Origin of the sequence: Microbacterium sufflavum (genome assembly GCF_023101165.1) — a bacterium.
Lineage (GTDB): Bacteria > Actinomycetota > Actinomycetes > Actinomycetales > Microbacteriaceae > Microbacterium > Microbacterium sufflavum.
Genome location: NZ_CP078076.1, coordinates 1,198,161 through 1,211,964, shown reverse-complemented (window position 1 = coordinate 1,211,964; position 13,804 = coordinate 1,198,161). Strand labels below are relative to the sequence as shown.

The window sequence follows — 13,804 nt, the reverse complement described above, 5'->3', positions numbered from 1 at the left end:
CGGACAGTGGCGTAGTGTTTCCTAGGTAAGCCCCGTGCTGACCGCTGGTTCTTCGGAACCATGTCGCCGGGGCTCTGTTCTTTTTGCCATGATGGTCGCGTGAGTGACCTCTGGATTGATGCCTGGCTTGGAGCCGCACGGTTCCAGCGTTACGTCGATGAGTGCAGTGGAGACCGCACGCGGGCTCTGGCGTTGTATGAGTGGAATGTGGCGCTTGGCCAGTCGATGATGCACGACATCGCTCACTTCGAGGTCGCCCTCAGGAACGCATATGATGCGGCCATCTCAGCGTCCTGGCCATATCGGACCCACTGGCTGCTGCACCCCGATTCGCCCGCGGTGATGCCTATCTGGCGCACGCGCGATGTCAAGGGCATCAAGCGCGGATCAGACGTCAATTTCCTCAACAGGAAGAACGTGGACGATGCGATCAAACGCTGTGGATTCGGAAAAGCGACACCGGGAAAGGTCCTTGCCGAGCTGACGTTCGGTTTCTGGCGGCAGTTCACGACAAAGTCGATGGAGAAGACTGTGTGGGTCCCGTATCTGCATAAGGCATTCCCGCGGGGAACCTCACGATCTGCGGTGGACATTGATATCGCGGCGGTCAACTCGCTCCGGAATCGCATCGCACACCATGAGCCCCTGTTCACTCCCACCCTCGATCCAATCGCGGTGCACAGGCAGATGATGCATTGCCTCCTGCTGATCGCTCCAGACGTTCACGCCCACGTCAGCCAGACCTCACGCGTTCACGTAGTCTTCGCAGCGAAGCCGTAATAGCGAGTGCGGCGGGAGACTATCGAGCGCGACCCCGGACGTGTCTAGCCATTGCCTCCGCCGCGAAAGTCGAGTAGCACGGTGCGCTGATCGATCTTCACAACCGGCACTGCGGTTCGGGCGTCCGCTCGGCCACCGCGAGGGCGTTCATGGCGGGGTACGCGGCTTGGTCGAGACCCACCCCTTCCTAGAACAAGCCCCGGTCACCGCGGCGCGCCGAGATGGCAGCGCGTGCCGCCTCGAGGCTCCCTTCTGCGGGGAGTTCGTGAACATCCGAATCAACACCCTCGTCGCGTGGTGTGGCGCCTTCCACGTCGTAGGCGAAAAACCACCGCGAGTACTGATAAAACGTCGGGCTTTGACGCACTTTCAGCGCATGCATGCGCTCGGAGAGCTCGCGCCAGTCATCTCGGAGTTCGGGTGTAGCAGCGAAGCGCACGACGAGGGTGAGACGAGCCCCCTGATTCCACTCTGCGTGATCATCTCGGTGAATGTGCGAGCGAGCGTGCTTGTAGTGCGGGTTCGTCGAGGGGTTCCCGAAGCGGTACCACAGCCCTCGTTCGATCACGCCTTCGCGATGCAGCTTGACGGCTGCTCGCGAATACGACTGACGATTCACATCTGACATTGCAAGCCCTTCGCGGGTAAACCACGTGAGGGGCGGGACCGTCTCAGAGGAATAATGCCTGTTCAGAGAGTCAATCATCCGTCTCTGCACTCGACCATGACCCCGCGACATGGCCTAAGTGTTGCATGAATACCATGGTGCTGTCGGTTCGCTGTCTCAGGCTTGTACATATGGAAGAGGCCCGCTCCTGCGGGAACAGGAAACGGGCCGGTGTCTTCCGATCGCCAACGGATAGCGGATGGAGTCGACAGTGAAGAGTGTAGATGGCAGACCGAGAGCCAACCAGTCCCCTGGTCACAAGCGAGGGTTGCATGGTCGCTTCGATGTGCGCGTGCGGATCAACCTGGAGGTAGCGGCCGTGCTGGGGATCGCTGCAGCGATTTTTCTTCCGCTGGTGCGTTGATCGCCCGACATTGCGGCCCGCGAGGTGCCCACCAGGATGGTGTCTCCGCGCTGAGGCGCCACTCCCCCCGTGTCGACGGGTCACGCAACTGCACTCCGGAGAGGCGGAGGGCCTCGGTGGGTGCCGCCTCGACGTGCGGCGCAGGGGGTGTGGTGGTCATGCTTCGACGCTAGGAACACCGAGCGGGCGGCCCCATCCCGCCCGGTCCCCGATCGATGGTGGAGCTGGCTATACCGTGCCGCGCACTCTGCTCCGGCAGACTGGCAGGGTGAAGGACGGATGGGGGCGCCGGTGGCTGCGCGACGCCGGGTATCTGGGCGTCGAGCTCGGGGCGTCGGTCGTCTCCCTCGGGCTGTTCTGCGTGATCCTGGTGCTGTTGCCGCTCATGCTCATCACGGGCGGCGTGCTGCTGATGCCGCAGGCCGTGCAGGTGCTGCACCGGTGGAGCGACGTGAACCGGCGGCGCATCGGGCGGCGGCGGGGCGAGGAGCTTCCGCCGCTCGCGCGCACGCTGCCCCGCGGCTCGACGATCGATGAGCGGCTGCGCTTCGCCTTCTCGCGCGCCACGGCCCGCGACGCCCTGTGGCTCACGGTGCACGCGTTCCCCGTGATGTGGCTGTCGCTGCTCACGCTCGCGCTTCCCGTCTCGGCCGTGAACACGCTCGCCGTCACGTGGTACTGGCAGTTCGCGCCGGCCGACGACCCGGTGGGTTCGCCGTATCCGGTCACGTCGTGGGAGCTCGCGTGGACCATGCCGCTGGTGGCCCTCGGCTACGCGATCGCCGCGGCGTTCCTGGTGCCGGCGGTCGCCCGCCTGGTGGCGTTCGTGTCGGCGAAGCTGCTGGCGACGCCCGCGCGGTCGCGGCTGGCGGCCCGGGTGGACGCGCTGACGCTGAGCCGGGCGGCGGCGCTGGACGCGCACGCGGCCGAGTTGCGCCGCATCGAGCGCGACCTGCACGACGGGGCGCAGAACCGGCTGGTGAACGTGGTGATGATGCTGGGGATCGCGGAGCGTGCGCAGGAGACGGGCGGCGACGTCGGAGAGCCGCTGCGGCGGGCGCAGGATGCCGCGGCCGACGCCCTCGCCGGTCTGCGGCGCACCGTGCACGACATCTATCCGCCGATCCTCGACGAGCTGGGCCTGGAGGGCGCGCTCGCGTCGCTCGCCGGGCGCAGCGTGGTGCCGTGCGCGCTGGAGACCGCCGGGGTGGGCCGGGTGCCGGCGGCGGTGGAGTCGGCGAGCTACTTCGTCGTGGCGGAGGCGCTGACCAACGTGAACAAGTACGCCGCGGCGACGCGCGCCACGGTGCGGGTCGAGCGGGAGGGCGAGCTGCTGTTGATCGCGGTGGAGGACGACGGCGTCGGCGGGGCGGTCGAGAGGCCGGGTGGGGGTCTCGCCGGGATCCGTCGCCGGATCGAGGCCTTCGAGGGCACGCTCGACGTGACGAGCCCGGCCGGCGGGCCGACCGTGCTGAGGACGGAGCTGCCGTGCGGATCGTGATCGCGGAGGACGACACTCTGCTGCGGGAGGGGCTGGCGCTGCTGCTGCGCAGCGAGGGCTTCGACGTGATCGGTGCCGTGCCCGACGCCGAGGGCTTCCTCGCGCTGCTCGACGATGCCGATGCGGCGGTGCTCGATGTGCGGATGCCGCCGACCTTCACGAGCGAGGGCCTCAAGGCGGCCGCCGAGGCGCGGGCCCGCCGTCCCGGCTTCCCGGTGCTGGTGCTGTCCGCCTACGTGGAGGATCGCTACGCGGGGGAACTGCTCGCCGCGGGAGCCGACGGTCTGGGCTACCTGCTGAAGGAGCGGGTGGGCAAGGTCGCGGCGTTCGTCGACGCGCTGCGCCGCGTGGCCGCCGGGGGCACCGTGATGGACCCCGAGGTGATCTCGCAGCTGCTCAGCCGCCGTCGCGCCGACGACCCCGTACAGACCCTCACCCCGCGCGAGCGCGAGGTGCTGGGCCTCATGGCCGAGGGGCTCGACAACACCACGATCGCCGAGCGGCTGTTCGTCACGGAGACCGCCGTGAGCAGGCACATCGGCAACATCTTCGCCAAGCTCGGCCTCTCGTCGAGCGACAGCGGGCATCGCCGCGTCCTCGCTGTGCTCGCCTACCTGCGCAGCTGACCCCGTCGCACCTCTCCGAAGAAGTTCGGTATTCGGTGTTGCTAAGTACCGGTACTCAGTGTTACTTTGTACCGGTACCCAGCAACACTGAGTACTGAACCGAGAAGGAGAGGGGGACCACATGGGCAAGCAGATGACCGAGATGCTCAAGGGCACCCTGGAGGGCATCGTGCTGGCCCTCCTCGCCGAGCAGCCGGCCTACGGCTACGAGATCACCACGCGCCTGCGCGACCACGGCTTCACCGACACCGCCGAGGGCACCGTCTACGCCCTGCTGGTGCGCATCGAGCAGAAGAAGCTCGTCGACGTCGAGAAGGTGCCGAGCGAGAAGGGCCCGCCCCGCAAGGTGTACACCCTGAACGCCGCGGGCCGGCAGGAGCTGGAGGAGTTCTGGACCACCTGGAACTTCCTCACGACACACATCGAACGACTGAACACCACTCACACGAACACCCCCAGCGAGGAGAACTGACATGGCCGCCAAGTGGATCGAAGCGCTCACCGGATCGCTCGAGCAGAAGAAGCAGTACAAGCAGGCGAAGGCGCGGATCGAGGCTCTGCCCGAGCCGTACCGCACGGTCGCCAACGCCCAGCACCGCTACACGATGTACTACGGGGGGATCACCGACGGCGACACGCTCGTGCAGATCTTCCTCGACCTCGCCGACCTGTGGGAGCGCGCCGCGATCGACGGCACCCCGATCGACGACATCATCGGCGCCGACCCGGTCGAGTTCGCCGAGACCTACGCCGAGGCCTACGGGGGCACCCAGTGGGTCGACAAGGAGCGCGCCCGGCTGACCAAGGCCGTCGAGGACGCGAAGAAGAAGGAGCAGTCATGACGAACACCGCCCTCTCGGTGCGAGGCATCGAGAAGTCCTACAAAGACCTGCACGTGCTGCGCGGCGTCGACTTCGAGGTGGAGCGGGGATCGATCTTCGCCCTCCTCGGGTCGAACGGTGCCGGCAAGACCACGATGGTGCGGATCCTCTCCACGCTGCTGAAGGCCGACGCCGGCACGGCGACCGTGCAGGGCGTCGACGTCGCCGCGAACCCCCTCGGCGTCCGCGAGAAGATCAGCCTCACCGGGCAGTTCGCCGCGGTCGACGAGATCCTCACCGGGCGCGAGAACCTCGTGCTGGTCGCGAAGCTGCGGCACCTGCCCGACCCGGGCGGGGTCGCCGACCGCCTGCTGGCCACCTTCCGCCTGACGGACGCCGGTGGCCGCAAGGTCGGCACCTACTCGGGCGGCATGCGGCGGCGGCTCGACATCGCGATGAGCCTGGTCGGCGACCCCGAGGTGATCTACCTCGACGAGCCGACCACGGGCCTCGACCCCGAGGCGCGCATCGAGGTGTGGGACGTCGTGAAGCAGCTGGCGCACAGCGGCACCACGGTGCTGCTCACCACGCAGTACCTCGACGAGGCGGAGCAGCTGGCCGACCGGATCGCGATCCTGCACGAGGGCCGCATCATCGCGAACGACACCCTCGCCGGGCTGAAGCAGCTGCTCCCGCCCGCACAGGTCGAGTACGTCGAGAAGCAGCCCACCCTCGAGGAGATCTTCCTCACCCTGATCGGACCCTCACGAAAGGACGCAGCATGAGCACGCACTTCGCCGCCGACACGGCGACCCTCACCGGCCGCTCCATGCGGCACATCTTCCGCAGTCCCGACACGATCATCACCACCGCGGTCACCCCGATCGCGCTGATGCTCCTGTTCGTGTACGTCTTCGGCGGCGCGCTCCAGCAGAGCACCGGCACCGACAACTACGTGAACTACCTGCTGCCGGGCATCCTGCTCATCGCGATCGCGTCGGGCATCGCCTACACCGCGTTCCGGCTGTTCACCGACATGCAGAGCGGCATCTTCGAGCGGTTCCACTCCATGCCGATCGCCCGATCGAGCGTGCTGTGGGCCCACGTGCTGACGTCGCTCACGGCGAACGCGATCACCCTCGCGATCATCTTCGGCGTCGGCTTCCTGATGGGCTTCCGCACCGGGGCGAGCGTGTGGGCCTGGCTCGGAGTGATCGGCATCCTGATGCTGTTCACCCTCGCGCTGACGTGGCTGGCGATCATCGCCGGGCTGAACGCCAAGACGGTCGACGGGGCGAGCGCGTTCTCGTATCCGCTGATCTTCCTGCCGTTCATCAGCTCCGCCTTCGTGCCGACCGACACCATGCCCGCACCCGTGCAGTGGTTCGCCGACAACCAGCCGGTCACCTCGATCGTCAACACCATCCAGGCGCTGTTCGCCGAGCAGCCCGTCGGCGATGACATCTGGATCGCCCTCGCCTGGTGCGTCGGCATCCTGGTGGTCGCCTACGTGTTCGCGATCATCTCCTACCGGAAGAAGGTCAGCTGATCGTCGTCAAGCGGAACGGAACGCTCCGTCCGGGGTCTCGCACCCCGGCCGGGGCGTTTCGCTGCGCTCGGCCGCACGGTATGGCAGGCAGAGATCTTCTTCACATCATGGGGAAACCGGGTACGCGGAGACCATGAGCACGGACGCGACAGTGATCACGGCAAGACTCAGACCGATCGCCACACCACCGATCACATGCGGCGAGGCCCTCTTGATGAGTGCGATGACGAGCATGGCCACCTCGATGAGCGTGATCACGAGGAGAGCCGCCTTCGTGCCGTCGATCACGACGTTGGCGACATCGTCTCTGCATGAGAACGCGCACCCGTCCCCTCGCATCGCAGTGAGAAAGACGAGAAGCACGCCGCCGCCGGCAACCACGATCTGAGCCGCCGCCCAGAGTCCCGCAGCGACGTACCGTCGCCGTGGGACGCGCGGGAACCGCGCCTGACTGCGGGGCTCGGTCACGAGAAGTCCGTCATCATGTGTTGGACGAACGCTCGCGGATCGGACATGTAGCTCTTATAAGAGCTATGGATCCGACTGTCAATCGGCGCCCCCGCCTGGCAAGCCCAATCCTTGGCGTAGCAGTACGAACGGATCTTCGGCACCCACTGGGGATTCGGACTGGTGCTTCCTTGCGGCCATCCCCAGGACCGGTACTCGGATGCAAGAAAGTCCAAGCTGGCTTGCCCTCGCGGGAAGATCCCCTGTCCAGTCTTCGCAGAGTCGGGAGAGTTCCAGATCTGGCCAGCTTTCCACGTCGGATCGCCCCAGACCACCACTGCACGGACCATCGAACGCGCCCGAGCGGACAACGTGGGGTAGAAACCACCGCCGAACTTGATCTCGGACCCTGGTGCGAGCGCGGTGAGGATGACCTGTGCCCCTTGAGAATGCCCGGCCAGCACCACCGCCGGCGGGCTGGCGCAATGAGAGGCCATCCACTCGAGCTCCGCTTGGAGCGCCTGTACCCCCGCGGTGATGCTCTGCGGGTAGCCGCCACCATCCGAGGCAGGGTAATTGAGACCTTCGACGTAGAGACCGTATTCGTTCCACGGGTCACTCGGAAGCAGATAGGTCGCGGTGAACTGTCCAACGACGTCGCCCATTCCTCCATTGGTCCACCCGTGACCTGCTTGGCTGTTTCCCGCACCCGCAGGTGCCGAAGTCCCACGAACGCCGATCATCACGGCCCAAGCACATTGATTCGTGGTGTTCGTCGCGCTTGCGCTCAACCCGCCACTCAGCACAGCCGCAGCGGCTAGAGCTCCGATGACGATTGAAGACTTCAACTTTCGCGCCCCCCAGCGCCTCTTCCGGTGACTGTTCACAGTTCAACGCCCTTCTTCAATCGGATTGAATAACCGCTCCAGGGTCTCGACTGGACAAGCTCCGGATCAATGGAAGGCCGGGCTCCTACGCCGGAATTTCGGAACAAAGCACCTGGCGCCGAGCAGCCCGTCGGCGATGACATCTGGATCGCCCTCGCCTGGTGCGTCGGCATCCTCGTGGTCGCCTACGTGTTCGCGATCATCTCCTACCGGAAGAAGGTCAGCTGATCGTCGCCAAGCGGAACGGAACGCTCCGTCCGGGGTCTCGCACCCCGGCCGGGGCGTTTCGCTGCACTCGGCCGCACGACCGATATGAAGCACTCGAAACGGTCGGGGGGAGTGGGCGCTTCTTCTTACGATGATCGCCATGGCGTGTGCTTCTCCCCTCGATACGGACGATCCGAGCGACCGGGCGAGCATCGCCCCCACGGGGCGCTCCTGACATGGAAGCGCTCCTCCAGATCCAGATCCTCGGCGGGCCCGTCCCGATCGTCGTGTTCGCGCTCGCCGCCGTCTGTGCGCTGTATCTGCTGCTCCGCCGTCCGACCCGGCGGCGCCTGCTCACCTCCGCGATCGGCCTCCTCGCCGGTACCGCGGTGGCCCTGGGGGTGTACGCCCTCGCGAACCGGACGAAGGCGTTCGGCGGAGACCTCACGCTCCAGGTGCTGGGGCTTCTGATCGCCACGTGCGCCGCGATCGGGCTGGCGATCGTGAACCTGTGGGACTCGCGGTGGTGGCGCCAGGTCGTCGCCGCCGTGTCCATCCCGGTGTTCGCGCTCGCCGGCGGCATCGGCATCAACGCGTTCTACGGCCTCGACAAGACGGTCGCCGACGCGCTCGGCATCGTCGTCTCGAAGCCCATCGACCTGCCGAACGCCGATACCGGCGATGCTCCTCCGCCGGATCGCCCGCTGTACGAGTCGTGGCAGCCGCCGGCGGACATGCCCGCCCAGGGGAAGGTCGGCACGGTCACGATCCCCGGCGCGGCCTCGGGGTTCCAGGCCCGGCAGGCCGGCCTGTACCTGCCCCCGGCTGCGCAGGTGAAGAACCCGCCTCTGCTGCCCGTGATGGTGTTCATGCTCGGCTACCCCGGCACGCCGAACCCCGAGATGATCACCCCGACGCTCGACAGGTTCGCCGCCGAGCACCGAGGACTCGCGCCGATCGTGATCATCGCGGATCAGATCGGCAACGGTCGCGACCCTGCCTGCGCGGACTCCTCGACCTACGGCAACGCCGAGACCTACATCCGGAAAGACGTGCCGGCGTGGATCCGGCAGAACCTGCACGTCGGCACGCAGCCGAAGGGATGGGTGCTCGGCGGGTACTCCAACGGCGGCGTGTGCGCCGTGAAGTACACGGCGCTCGATCCGGCGGCCTGGGGCACCCTCGTGGCCGTCTCACCGGAGGAATTCCCCGGCGTGGAGTATGCCGACCGGGTGCGCGCCGATGTCTACGGTGGCGACGCCGCAGCCTTCGAGGCCGACAAGCCGGCGGCGATCCTCGCCAGGAACACGGGTCGGTACGCGGGTGTCACCGCCGCCGTGACGACCGGCACGGAGGACGGCGGCTTCGGCCCCGGAACGCGACGCCTCGCCGACGCCGCCACGGCCGCCGGCATGAACGTCACCCTCACCGAGATCCCCGGGGCCGGGCACACCGGCGACGCGCTCGCCCTCGGATTGGCGGCAGGGCTGAACACGGTCGCCCCCTCGCTCGGCCTCGCGCCTCCTGCTCCCCCGCCGTCGCCCACCCCCTGAACCCGCCCCGTGCGCCCGTGACCCCACGACGCCCGATCCTCAGCGCAGGCCGAGCGGACCGAGGATCACACGGCGACCGCTGCGCACCCACACGGCACCGTCGGCGCGATGCTCCGCGCGGGTCGCGAAACGGTACCGGTACGACACCGCCCGCACCCATCGCGGCCTCTCGCCGTGGAACGGGTCGACGCGCAGCATCCGCAGGGTCGGGCCGTCGGCCTCGAGCAGTCGCAGCAGGAACACCGTGAACCAGTCGTCCAGCGAGTGCCCGAGCGGCAGGAACCACATCAGCCAGTCCAGCCGCAGGTGGTACGGGGCGAACTGCCGCGGCACGCGCCGCACGTCTCCGGGCTTGCCGCGGAACCCGTACTCGCGCCAGTGCACCCCCTCCTCGTCGTCCGACCCCTCCACCACGATCTCGATGCGTTCCCGCGTCACCGTGCCGAAGGCGCCGTAGGCGTTGGCGAGCTGCCACCGGTGGAAACTCGCGTTCATCAGCTGCCGCCGCGCGAACAGGTTCCGCACGGCCGGCACGCTCAGCACCACGAACAGCACGCCGACGGCCGAGGTCACCACGACCCACCACAGCGGCATCCCCGACACGGTCCAGGGCAGCGCCGTCTCGGGTGACCGCTCGGCCGCGCCCACCCCCGGCAGCCCGATCGCCGAGAAGCCGAGCACGATCGTCGCCGCGTTCAGCCACGCGAAGTTGCCGGTGAGCACGAGCCACAGCTGGGTCGCGATCACGACACCGCCGGCGACCGCGCCGACGATCTGCGGCACCGGCCCCGGCACCCACAGCGACAGGACGGGAGCGAACAGGAAGAACGGCACGACCAGCTGCGTGACGTGGTTACCGATGACCTCCAGCCTGTGGAACCACCGCGGCAGAAGGTGCGCCTGGCGGCTGAGCGGGCCCGGCATCGGCTGCGTCTCGTGGTGGAACGTCATGGCGGTGAGGTCGCGCCACTCGCGCCCGCCGCGGATCTTGATCATCCCGGCACCGAACTCCAGGCGGAACAGCAGCCACCAGAACAGCACGATCACCACGACCGGCGGCGGCTGGTCGTTCGACCCCAGGAACGCCGCCAGGAACCCGGCCTCGAGCAGCAGCATCTCCCACCCGAAGGAATAGAACGTCTGCCCGATGCTCACGACCGACATGTACCCGAACCACAGCGCGAGGAAGCACACCATCGGCAGCCACGGCGGCCCGAGCTGCGGCACCCCCGCGACCAGCAGCACGCCCACCGCGATCCCGGCCCACGACAGCGCCACGAGCCGCCGGTCGGTGTAGCACCAGCGCGTGAACAGCGTGGGGTGCAGCAGCTTCCGTCGCTCGCTCTTCTGCGCGACCCAGTCGAGCAGGGTCGGGGCGGGCAGCAGTCCGTGCTCGCCGAGCAGGGCGCGGAACTGGTTGAGCGTGGAGACGAACGCGACCACGTACAGCGCCGCGATGCCCCGCTGCAGGACCTCGCGGGCGAACCCGAAGTCGACCGCCGCGAACCCGTCCACGGCCACAGGCTACGCCGGCCGCCGCACGCCGGTCAGGGGGTTGCGTCCGTCGTTCGAGGGCTGCGCTCCCTGCTCAGGCCCCGGCCGCTGAGCGAGCGCATCGAGACGACGGGCCCGAGGCGCCTCAGTTCTGCATCGCGATCTGCTGCCCCTCGACGAGCGGGTGCACGGCGAGCGCGGTGCCGTCGAGGTCTTCACGGTGCATGTCGACCCCGGTGATCTGACTGTTCTCGTACGTCGTGTAGTAGTAGACGCCCCGGTCGGTGTTGCAGCAGGACGAGTAGATCGTGATCTCGTACTTCTCCTCGTCGCCCACCTGCACGCACCCGCGCTGCTGGGCGACGGAGCCGAGGATCTGGAAGAACTGGCTCAGCGACTCCGACTCGGTGGTGCCGCAGACCGAGTTCATGCGGGTGAACACCGCCTTGATGAAGCGCGACGACGACGACAGGTCGCCGGGCAGCCCGATCCCGCCCATGCCGCGGCTGTACAGGTCGAGCGACTGATCCGGCGCGAACGTGTTGTCGGGCTGGCGGCGCGTGAGGTGCCGGTAGTCGTTCAGGCGGAAGCTCTGGATGTCGAACGTGGGGTTGTTCGTGAGCACGCCCCACGGGTTGTCGTACACCTTCAGTCCGTCACGCACGCTCTCCACCACGATCGAGGCGGTCCGGTCGGCGATGATCCAGTGCAGCGGCGACAGCGGGAACTCCGCGCTGAAGGAGATGTCGACGAGGCTCACGGATCGCAGCGCGTCCTTCACCTGGGCGACGGTCTCGAACTGCCCGAGCACCCAGGGGATGAACTCGAACGGGGTGATCTCCGTGCCGCCCGATCCCTCCGCGGGGTAGAAGGCGTTGTCGGGGAAGTTGAGTCCGGCCATGCTCAGGCCCTTCTCGTTCGTGCCGTCAGTCCCGTGCACATGGTTCCCTCTCCCGTTGCCGGGGCCCGGTCGGGTCCGCGAACGGTCATGGTCGCACCCTCTCCCGCGGAGCGTAAGGGGGGTGCCACCCGCGGCGGACGAGTGCTCTACGGTGTCGCGGTGCGCTCGTCGGCGCCGCGGATCACGAACGCGACGCCCACCAGCGCCACCACCACCGCGACGATCTCCAGCACAGGGCCCAGCCCGGCCAGCGTTCCTGCGGCGCCGTGCCCGACCGCGAACGTCGAGAAGTCCCAGAACCCGTGCAGCACCATGGCCCAGATCAGGCTGCCGGTCACGCGGCGCAGGACGTAGAAGATGGTGCCGGCGCCGAAGGCGAGGAACACCTGCTGCAGCGTGGGGGCGAGGGGCTGCCCGCTGAGCGCGTTGATGAGGTGCATGAGTCCGAACAGCGCGGAGGTCAGCAGCCACACCCACACCTCGGACAGGCGGCTGCGCAGCCCGACGAGCAGCAGTCCGCGCGTGGTCAGCTCCTCGGTGAAGCCGACCAGCAGCAGGACGATCGACGCGGCGAAGAAGGCGCCGTCGTAGGAGGCCCAGTCGGTGGAGGCGAGGTTCACGCCCAGGGCCACCGCCATCAGCACCGGGGCGATGATCGGCCAGCGATGCGCGGCGCGCGTCCGCTCGAACAGGGCGGGACGCCACCACCCGAGCAGGCTCGTCGTGATCGCCAGGAGCACCGCTCCGACGATGAGGGACAGGCCGGCGCCCAGGAAGAGGTCGCGTCCGCTGTCGCCGAGGGACGTGTAGGGAATGCCGGTCGCCTGCTGCACGGTGAAGACGACAGCGACGTACGCCAGGTAGATGACGAGGCCGATCCAGATCCGCGGCCGGACGCGGAGGGGTGTGGTGCTCTCGGTGGCCATCTCGTCCTCGGGTGTCGCGTGCCGGGTGGGGTTCGGGTTCAGTGAAGCGCACGCCGACCCGCCAGCGCAATCGCGAAGGCAAGCCCCGGCCGGGGGGAGACGTCGAAGGGAGGGCCCCCGGACGGGAGCCCTCCCTTCGTGCAGAGACGGGTCAGCTCAGCTGACGGTCCAGTCGAACTGGTCGCCGTACTTCTCCAGCCACGCGTCGACCGCGTCGGCTTCCTTGCCCTCGCCGTACTCGTTGACCACGAGGTCTTCGAGCGCACCGTACTGCTCGTCGTCGAGCTTGATCTTCTCGATCAGCTCGGCCGCCTCCGGGAACTCCTCGGCGAAGCCCTTGGTGCCGAGGAAGTGCAGGCCCTCGGCCTCGCCCATCGCGCCCTTCGGGTCTTCGAGGTCCTTCACGGGGAAGGCGTCGTTGGCCCAGAACGGACGCCACAGCGTGACGACGATGTCCTCCTGCTTGTCGGTCGCGGTCTTCAGCTCGGTCAGCATCGCCGCGGTCGATGACGTCACCAGCTCGTACTCGCCGTCGAGCCCGTACTCGGGCATCATCTTCTGCGTCTGCGCGGTGAGGCCGGCGCCCGGCTCGATGCCGTAGATCTTGCCGTCGAAGTCCGCCCCCTTGCCCGCCAGGTCTTCGATCGAGGTGAGATCGGAGTACTCCGGCACCGCCAGGGTGAGCTTGGCGTTGTCGTAGTACGCGCCGAGGTCTTCGATGTCGTCGCCGTACTTCTTCATGTACTCGGCGTGCGTGAGCTCGGGCCAGGCCGACGGGTACATGTCGACATCGCCCTGCGCGAGACCCGTGTAGAGGGGACCCGCCTCGGTGAGCGTCTTCATCTCGACCGTGTAACCGATCTTCTCCAGCTGGTCCTGCAGGAGGTACGCGGTGCTGAGGCCGTCGGTCCAGGAGGGCAGGAAGCCGAGGGTGATGGTGCCCTTGTCGTCGGCGTCGCCGCCGCCCGCGCTGGTGCCACCGGCTCCGTCGCCGCTGCATCCGGCGAGGGTGAGCGCTGCTGCGGCGCCCAGGGCGGTGAGGGTCAGGATCTTCTTCTTCATGTGCTTCTCTCTCTTGCGT

General features: G+C 67.8%; 15 protein-coding genes and 1 pseudogene. 9 read left to right on the top strand and 7 right to left on the bottom strand.

Annotated elements, in window-relative coordinates; genetic code table 11:
* The first annotated feature begins 99 nt into the window (after positions 1-99).
* On the top strand, positions 100-780 hold the full coding sequence (locus KV394_RS06075; RefSeq protein WP_247982557.1) for an Abi family protein: 681 nt from the start codon (positions 100-102) through the stop codon (positions 778-780).
* 187 nt (positions 781-967) lie between these two features.
* Here KV394_RS06075 and KV394_RS06070 read toward each other — a convergent pair whose 3' ends face one another.
* Positions 968-1,486, bottom strand: a complete 519-nt coding sequence (locus KV394_RS06070; RefSeq protein WP_247982556.1) for a hypothetical protein — start codon at positions 1,484-1,486, stop codon at positions 968-970.
* 593 nt (positions 1,487-2,079) lie between these two features.
* Between KV394_RS06070 and KV394_RS06065 the strand changes: the two genes are divergently transcribed.
* The 6 genes from KV394_RS06065 to KV394_RS06040 all read left to right on the top strand — a co-directional run bounded on the left by KV394_RS06065 (position 2,080) and on the right by KV394_RS06040 (position 6,308).
* Entirely contained in the window at positions 2,080-3,312 is a 1,233-nt protein-coding gene (locus KV394_RS06065; protein ID WP_247982555.1) for a sensor histidine kinase, read from the top strand.
* On the top strand, positions 3,300-3,938 hold the full coding sequence (locus KV394_RS06060; RefSeq protein ID WP_247982554.1) for a LuxR C-terminal-related transcriptional regulator: 639 nt from the start codon (positions 3,300-3,302) through the stop codon (positions 3,936-3,938). Before KV394_RS06065 ends, KV394_RS06060 begins: the two co-directional genes overlap by 13 nt.
* A 121-nt stretch (positions 3,939-4,059) precedes the next feature.
* The gene (locus KV394_RS06055; RefSeq protein ID WP_136032205.1) at positions 4,060-4,410 is read left to right on the top strand and encodes a PadR family transcriptional regulator; all 351 of its coding nucleotides are present in this window, start codon (positions 4,060-4,062) and stop codon (positions 4,408-4,410) included.
* A gap of 1 nt (position 4,411) precedes the next feature.
* The gene (locus KV394_RS06050; protein ID WP_136032206.1) at positions 4,412-4,780 is read left to right on the top strand and encodes a DUF1048 domain-containing protein; all 369 of its coding nucleotides are present in this window, start codon (positions 4,412-4,414) and stop codon (positions 4,778-4,780) included.
* Positions 4,777-5,544, top strand: coding sequence for an ABC transporter ATP-binding protein (locus KV394_RS06045; protein WP_136045059.1), 768 nt, complete (start codon positions 4,777-4,779; stop codon positions 5,542-5,544). The genes KV394_RS06050 and KV394_RS06045 overlap by 4 nt, the downstream gene beginning before the upstream one ends.
* On the top strand, positions 5,541-6,308 hold the full coding sequence (locus KV394_RS06040; RefSeq protein ID WP_136032210.1) for an ABC transporter permease: 768 nt from the start codon (positions 5,541-5,543) through the stop codon (positions 6,306-6,308). The genes KV394_RS06045 and KV394_RS06040 overlap by 4 nt, the downstream gene beginning before the upstream one ends.
* 105 nt (positions 6,309-6,413) lie before the next feature.
* Here the strand turns inward: KV394_RS06040 and KV394_RS06035 are convergent, their stop codons facing one another.
* Both KV394_RS06035 and KV394_RS06030 read right to left on the bottom strand, forming a co-directional pair.
* On the bottom strand, positions 6,414-6,776 hold the full coding sequence (locus tag KV394_RS06035) for a hypothetical protein (RefSeq protein ID WP_136035321.1): 363 nt from the start codon (positions 6,774-6,776) through the stop codon (positions 6,414-6,416).
* Complete coding sequence (locus KV394_RS06030; protein ID WP_247982553.1) at positions 6,773-7,420, bottom strand: cutinase family protein; 648 nt, start codon at positions 7,418-7,420, stop codon at positions 6,773-6,775. The genes KV394_RS06035 and KV394_RS06030 overlap by 4 nt, the downstream gene beginning before the upstream one ends.
* Positions 7,421-7,759: 339 nt before the next feature.
* Between KV394_RS06030 and KV394_RS06025 the strand changes: the two are divergent.
* Positions 7,760-7,870, top strand: a pseudogene (locus KV394_RS06025) (ABC transporter permease); the annotation flags it as partial.
* Positions 7,871-8,085: 215 nt separating this feature from the next.
* Entirely contained in the window at positions 8,086-9,402 is a 1,317-nt protein-coding gene (locus KV394_RS06020) for an alpha/beta hydrolase (protein ID WP_247982552.1), read from the top strand.
* A 39-nt stretch (positions 9,403-9,441) separates the two neighbouring features.
* Here KV394_RS06020 and KV394_RS06015 read toward each other — a convergent pair whose 3' ends face one another.
* From KV394_RS06015 to KV394_RS06000, 4 genes are all read right to left on the bottom strand, one after another.
* A complete protein-coding gene (locus KV394_RS06015) occupies positions 9,442-10,917 on the bottom strand; it encodes a lipase maturation factor family protein (protein ID WP_247982551.1) in 1,476 nt (491 codons plus the stop codon).
* 124 nt (positions 10,918-11,041) lie between these two features.
* Positions 11,042-11,836 carry a choloylglycine hydrolase gene (gene bsh / locus KV394_RS06010; protein WP_282187145.1) on the bottom strand — a complete coding sequence of 265 codons (795 nt, stop codon included), beginning with the start codon at positions 11,834-11,836 and terminating at the stop codon, positions 11,042-11,044.
* Between the two features lie 107 nt (positions 11,837-11,943).
* Positions 11,944-12,723, bottom strand: coding sequence for a CPBP family intramembrane glutamic endopeptidase (locus KV394_RS06005; RefSeq protein ID WP_247982550.1), 780 nt, complete (start codon positions 12,721-12,723; stop codon positions 11,944-11,946).
* A gap of 156 nt (positions 12,724-12,879) precedes the next feature.
* Positions 12,880-13,785, bottom strand: a complete 906-nt coding sequence (locus tag KV394_RS06000; protein ID WP_136045054.1) for a glycine betaine ABC transporter substrate-binding protein — start codon at positions 13,783-13,785, stop codon at positions 12,880-12,882.
* Positions 13,786-13,804 lie beyond the last annotated feature (19 nt).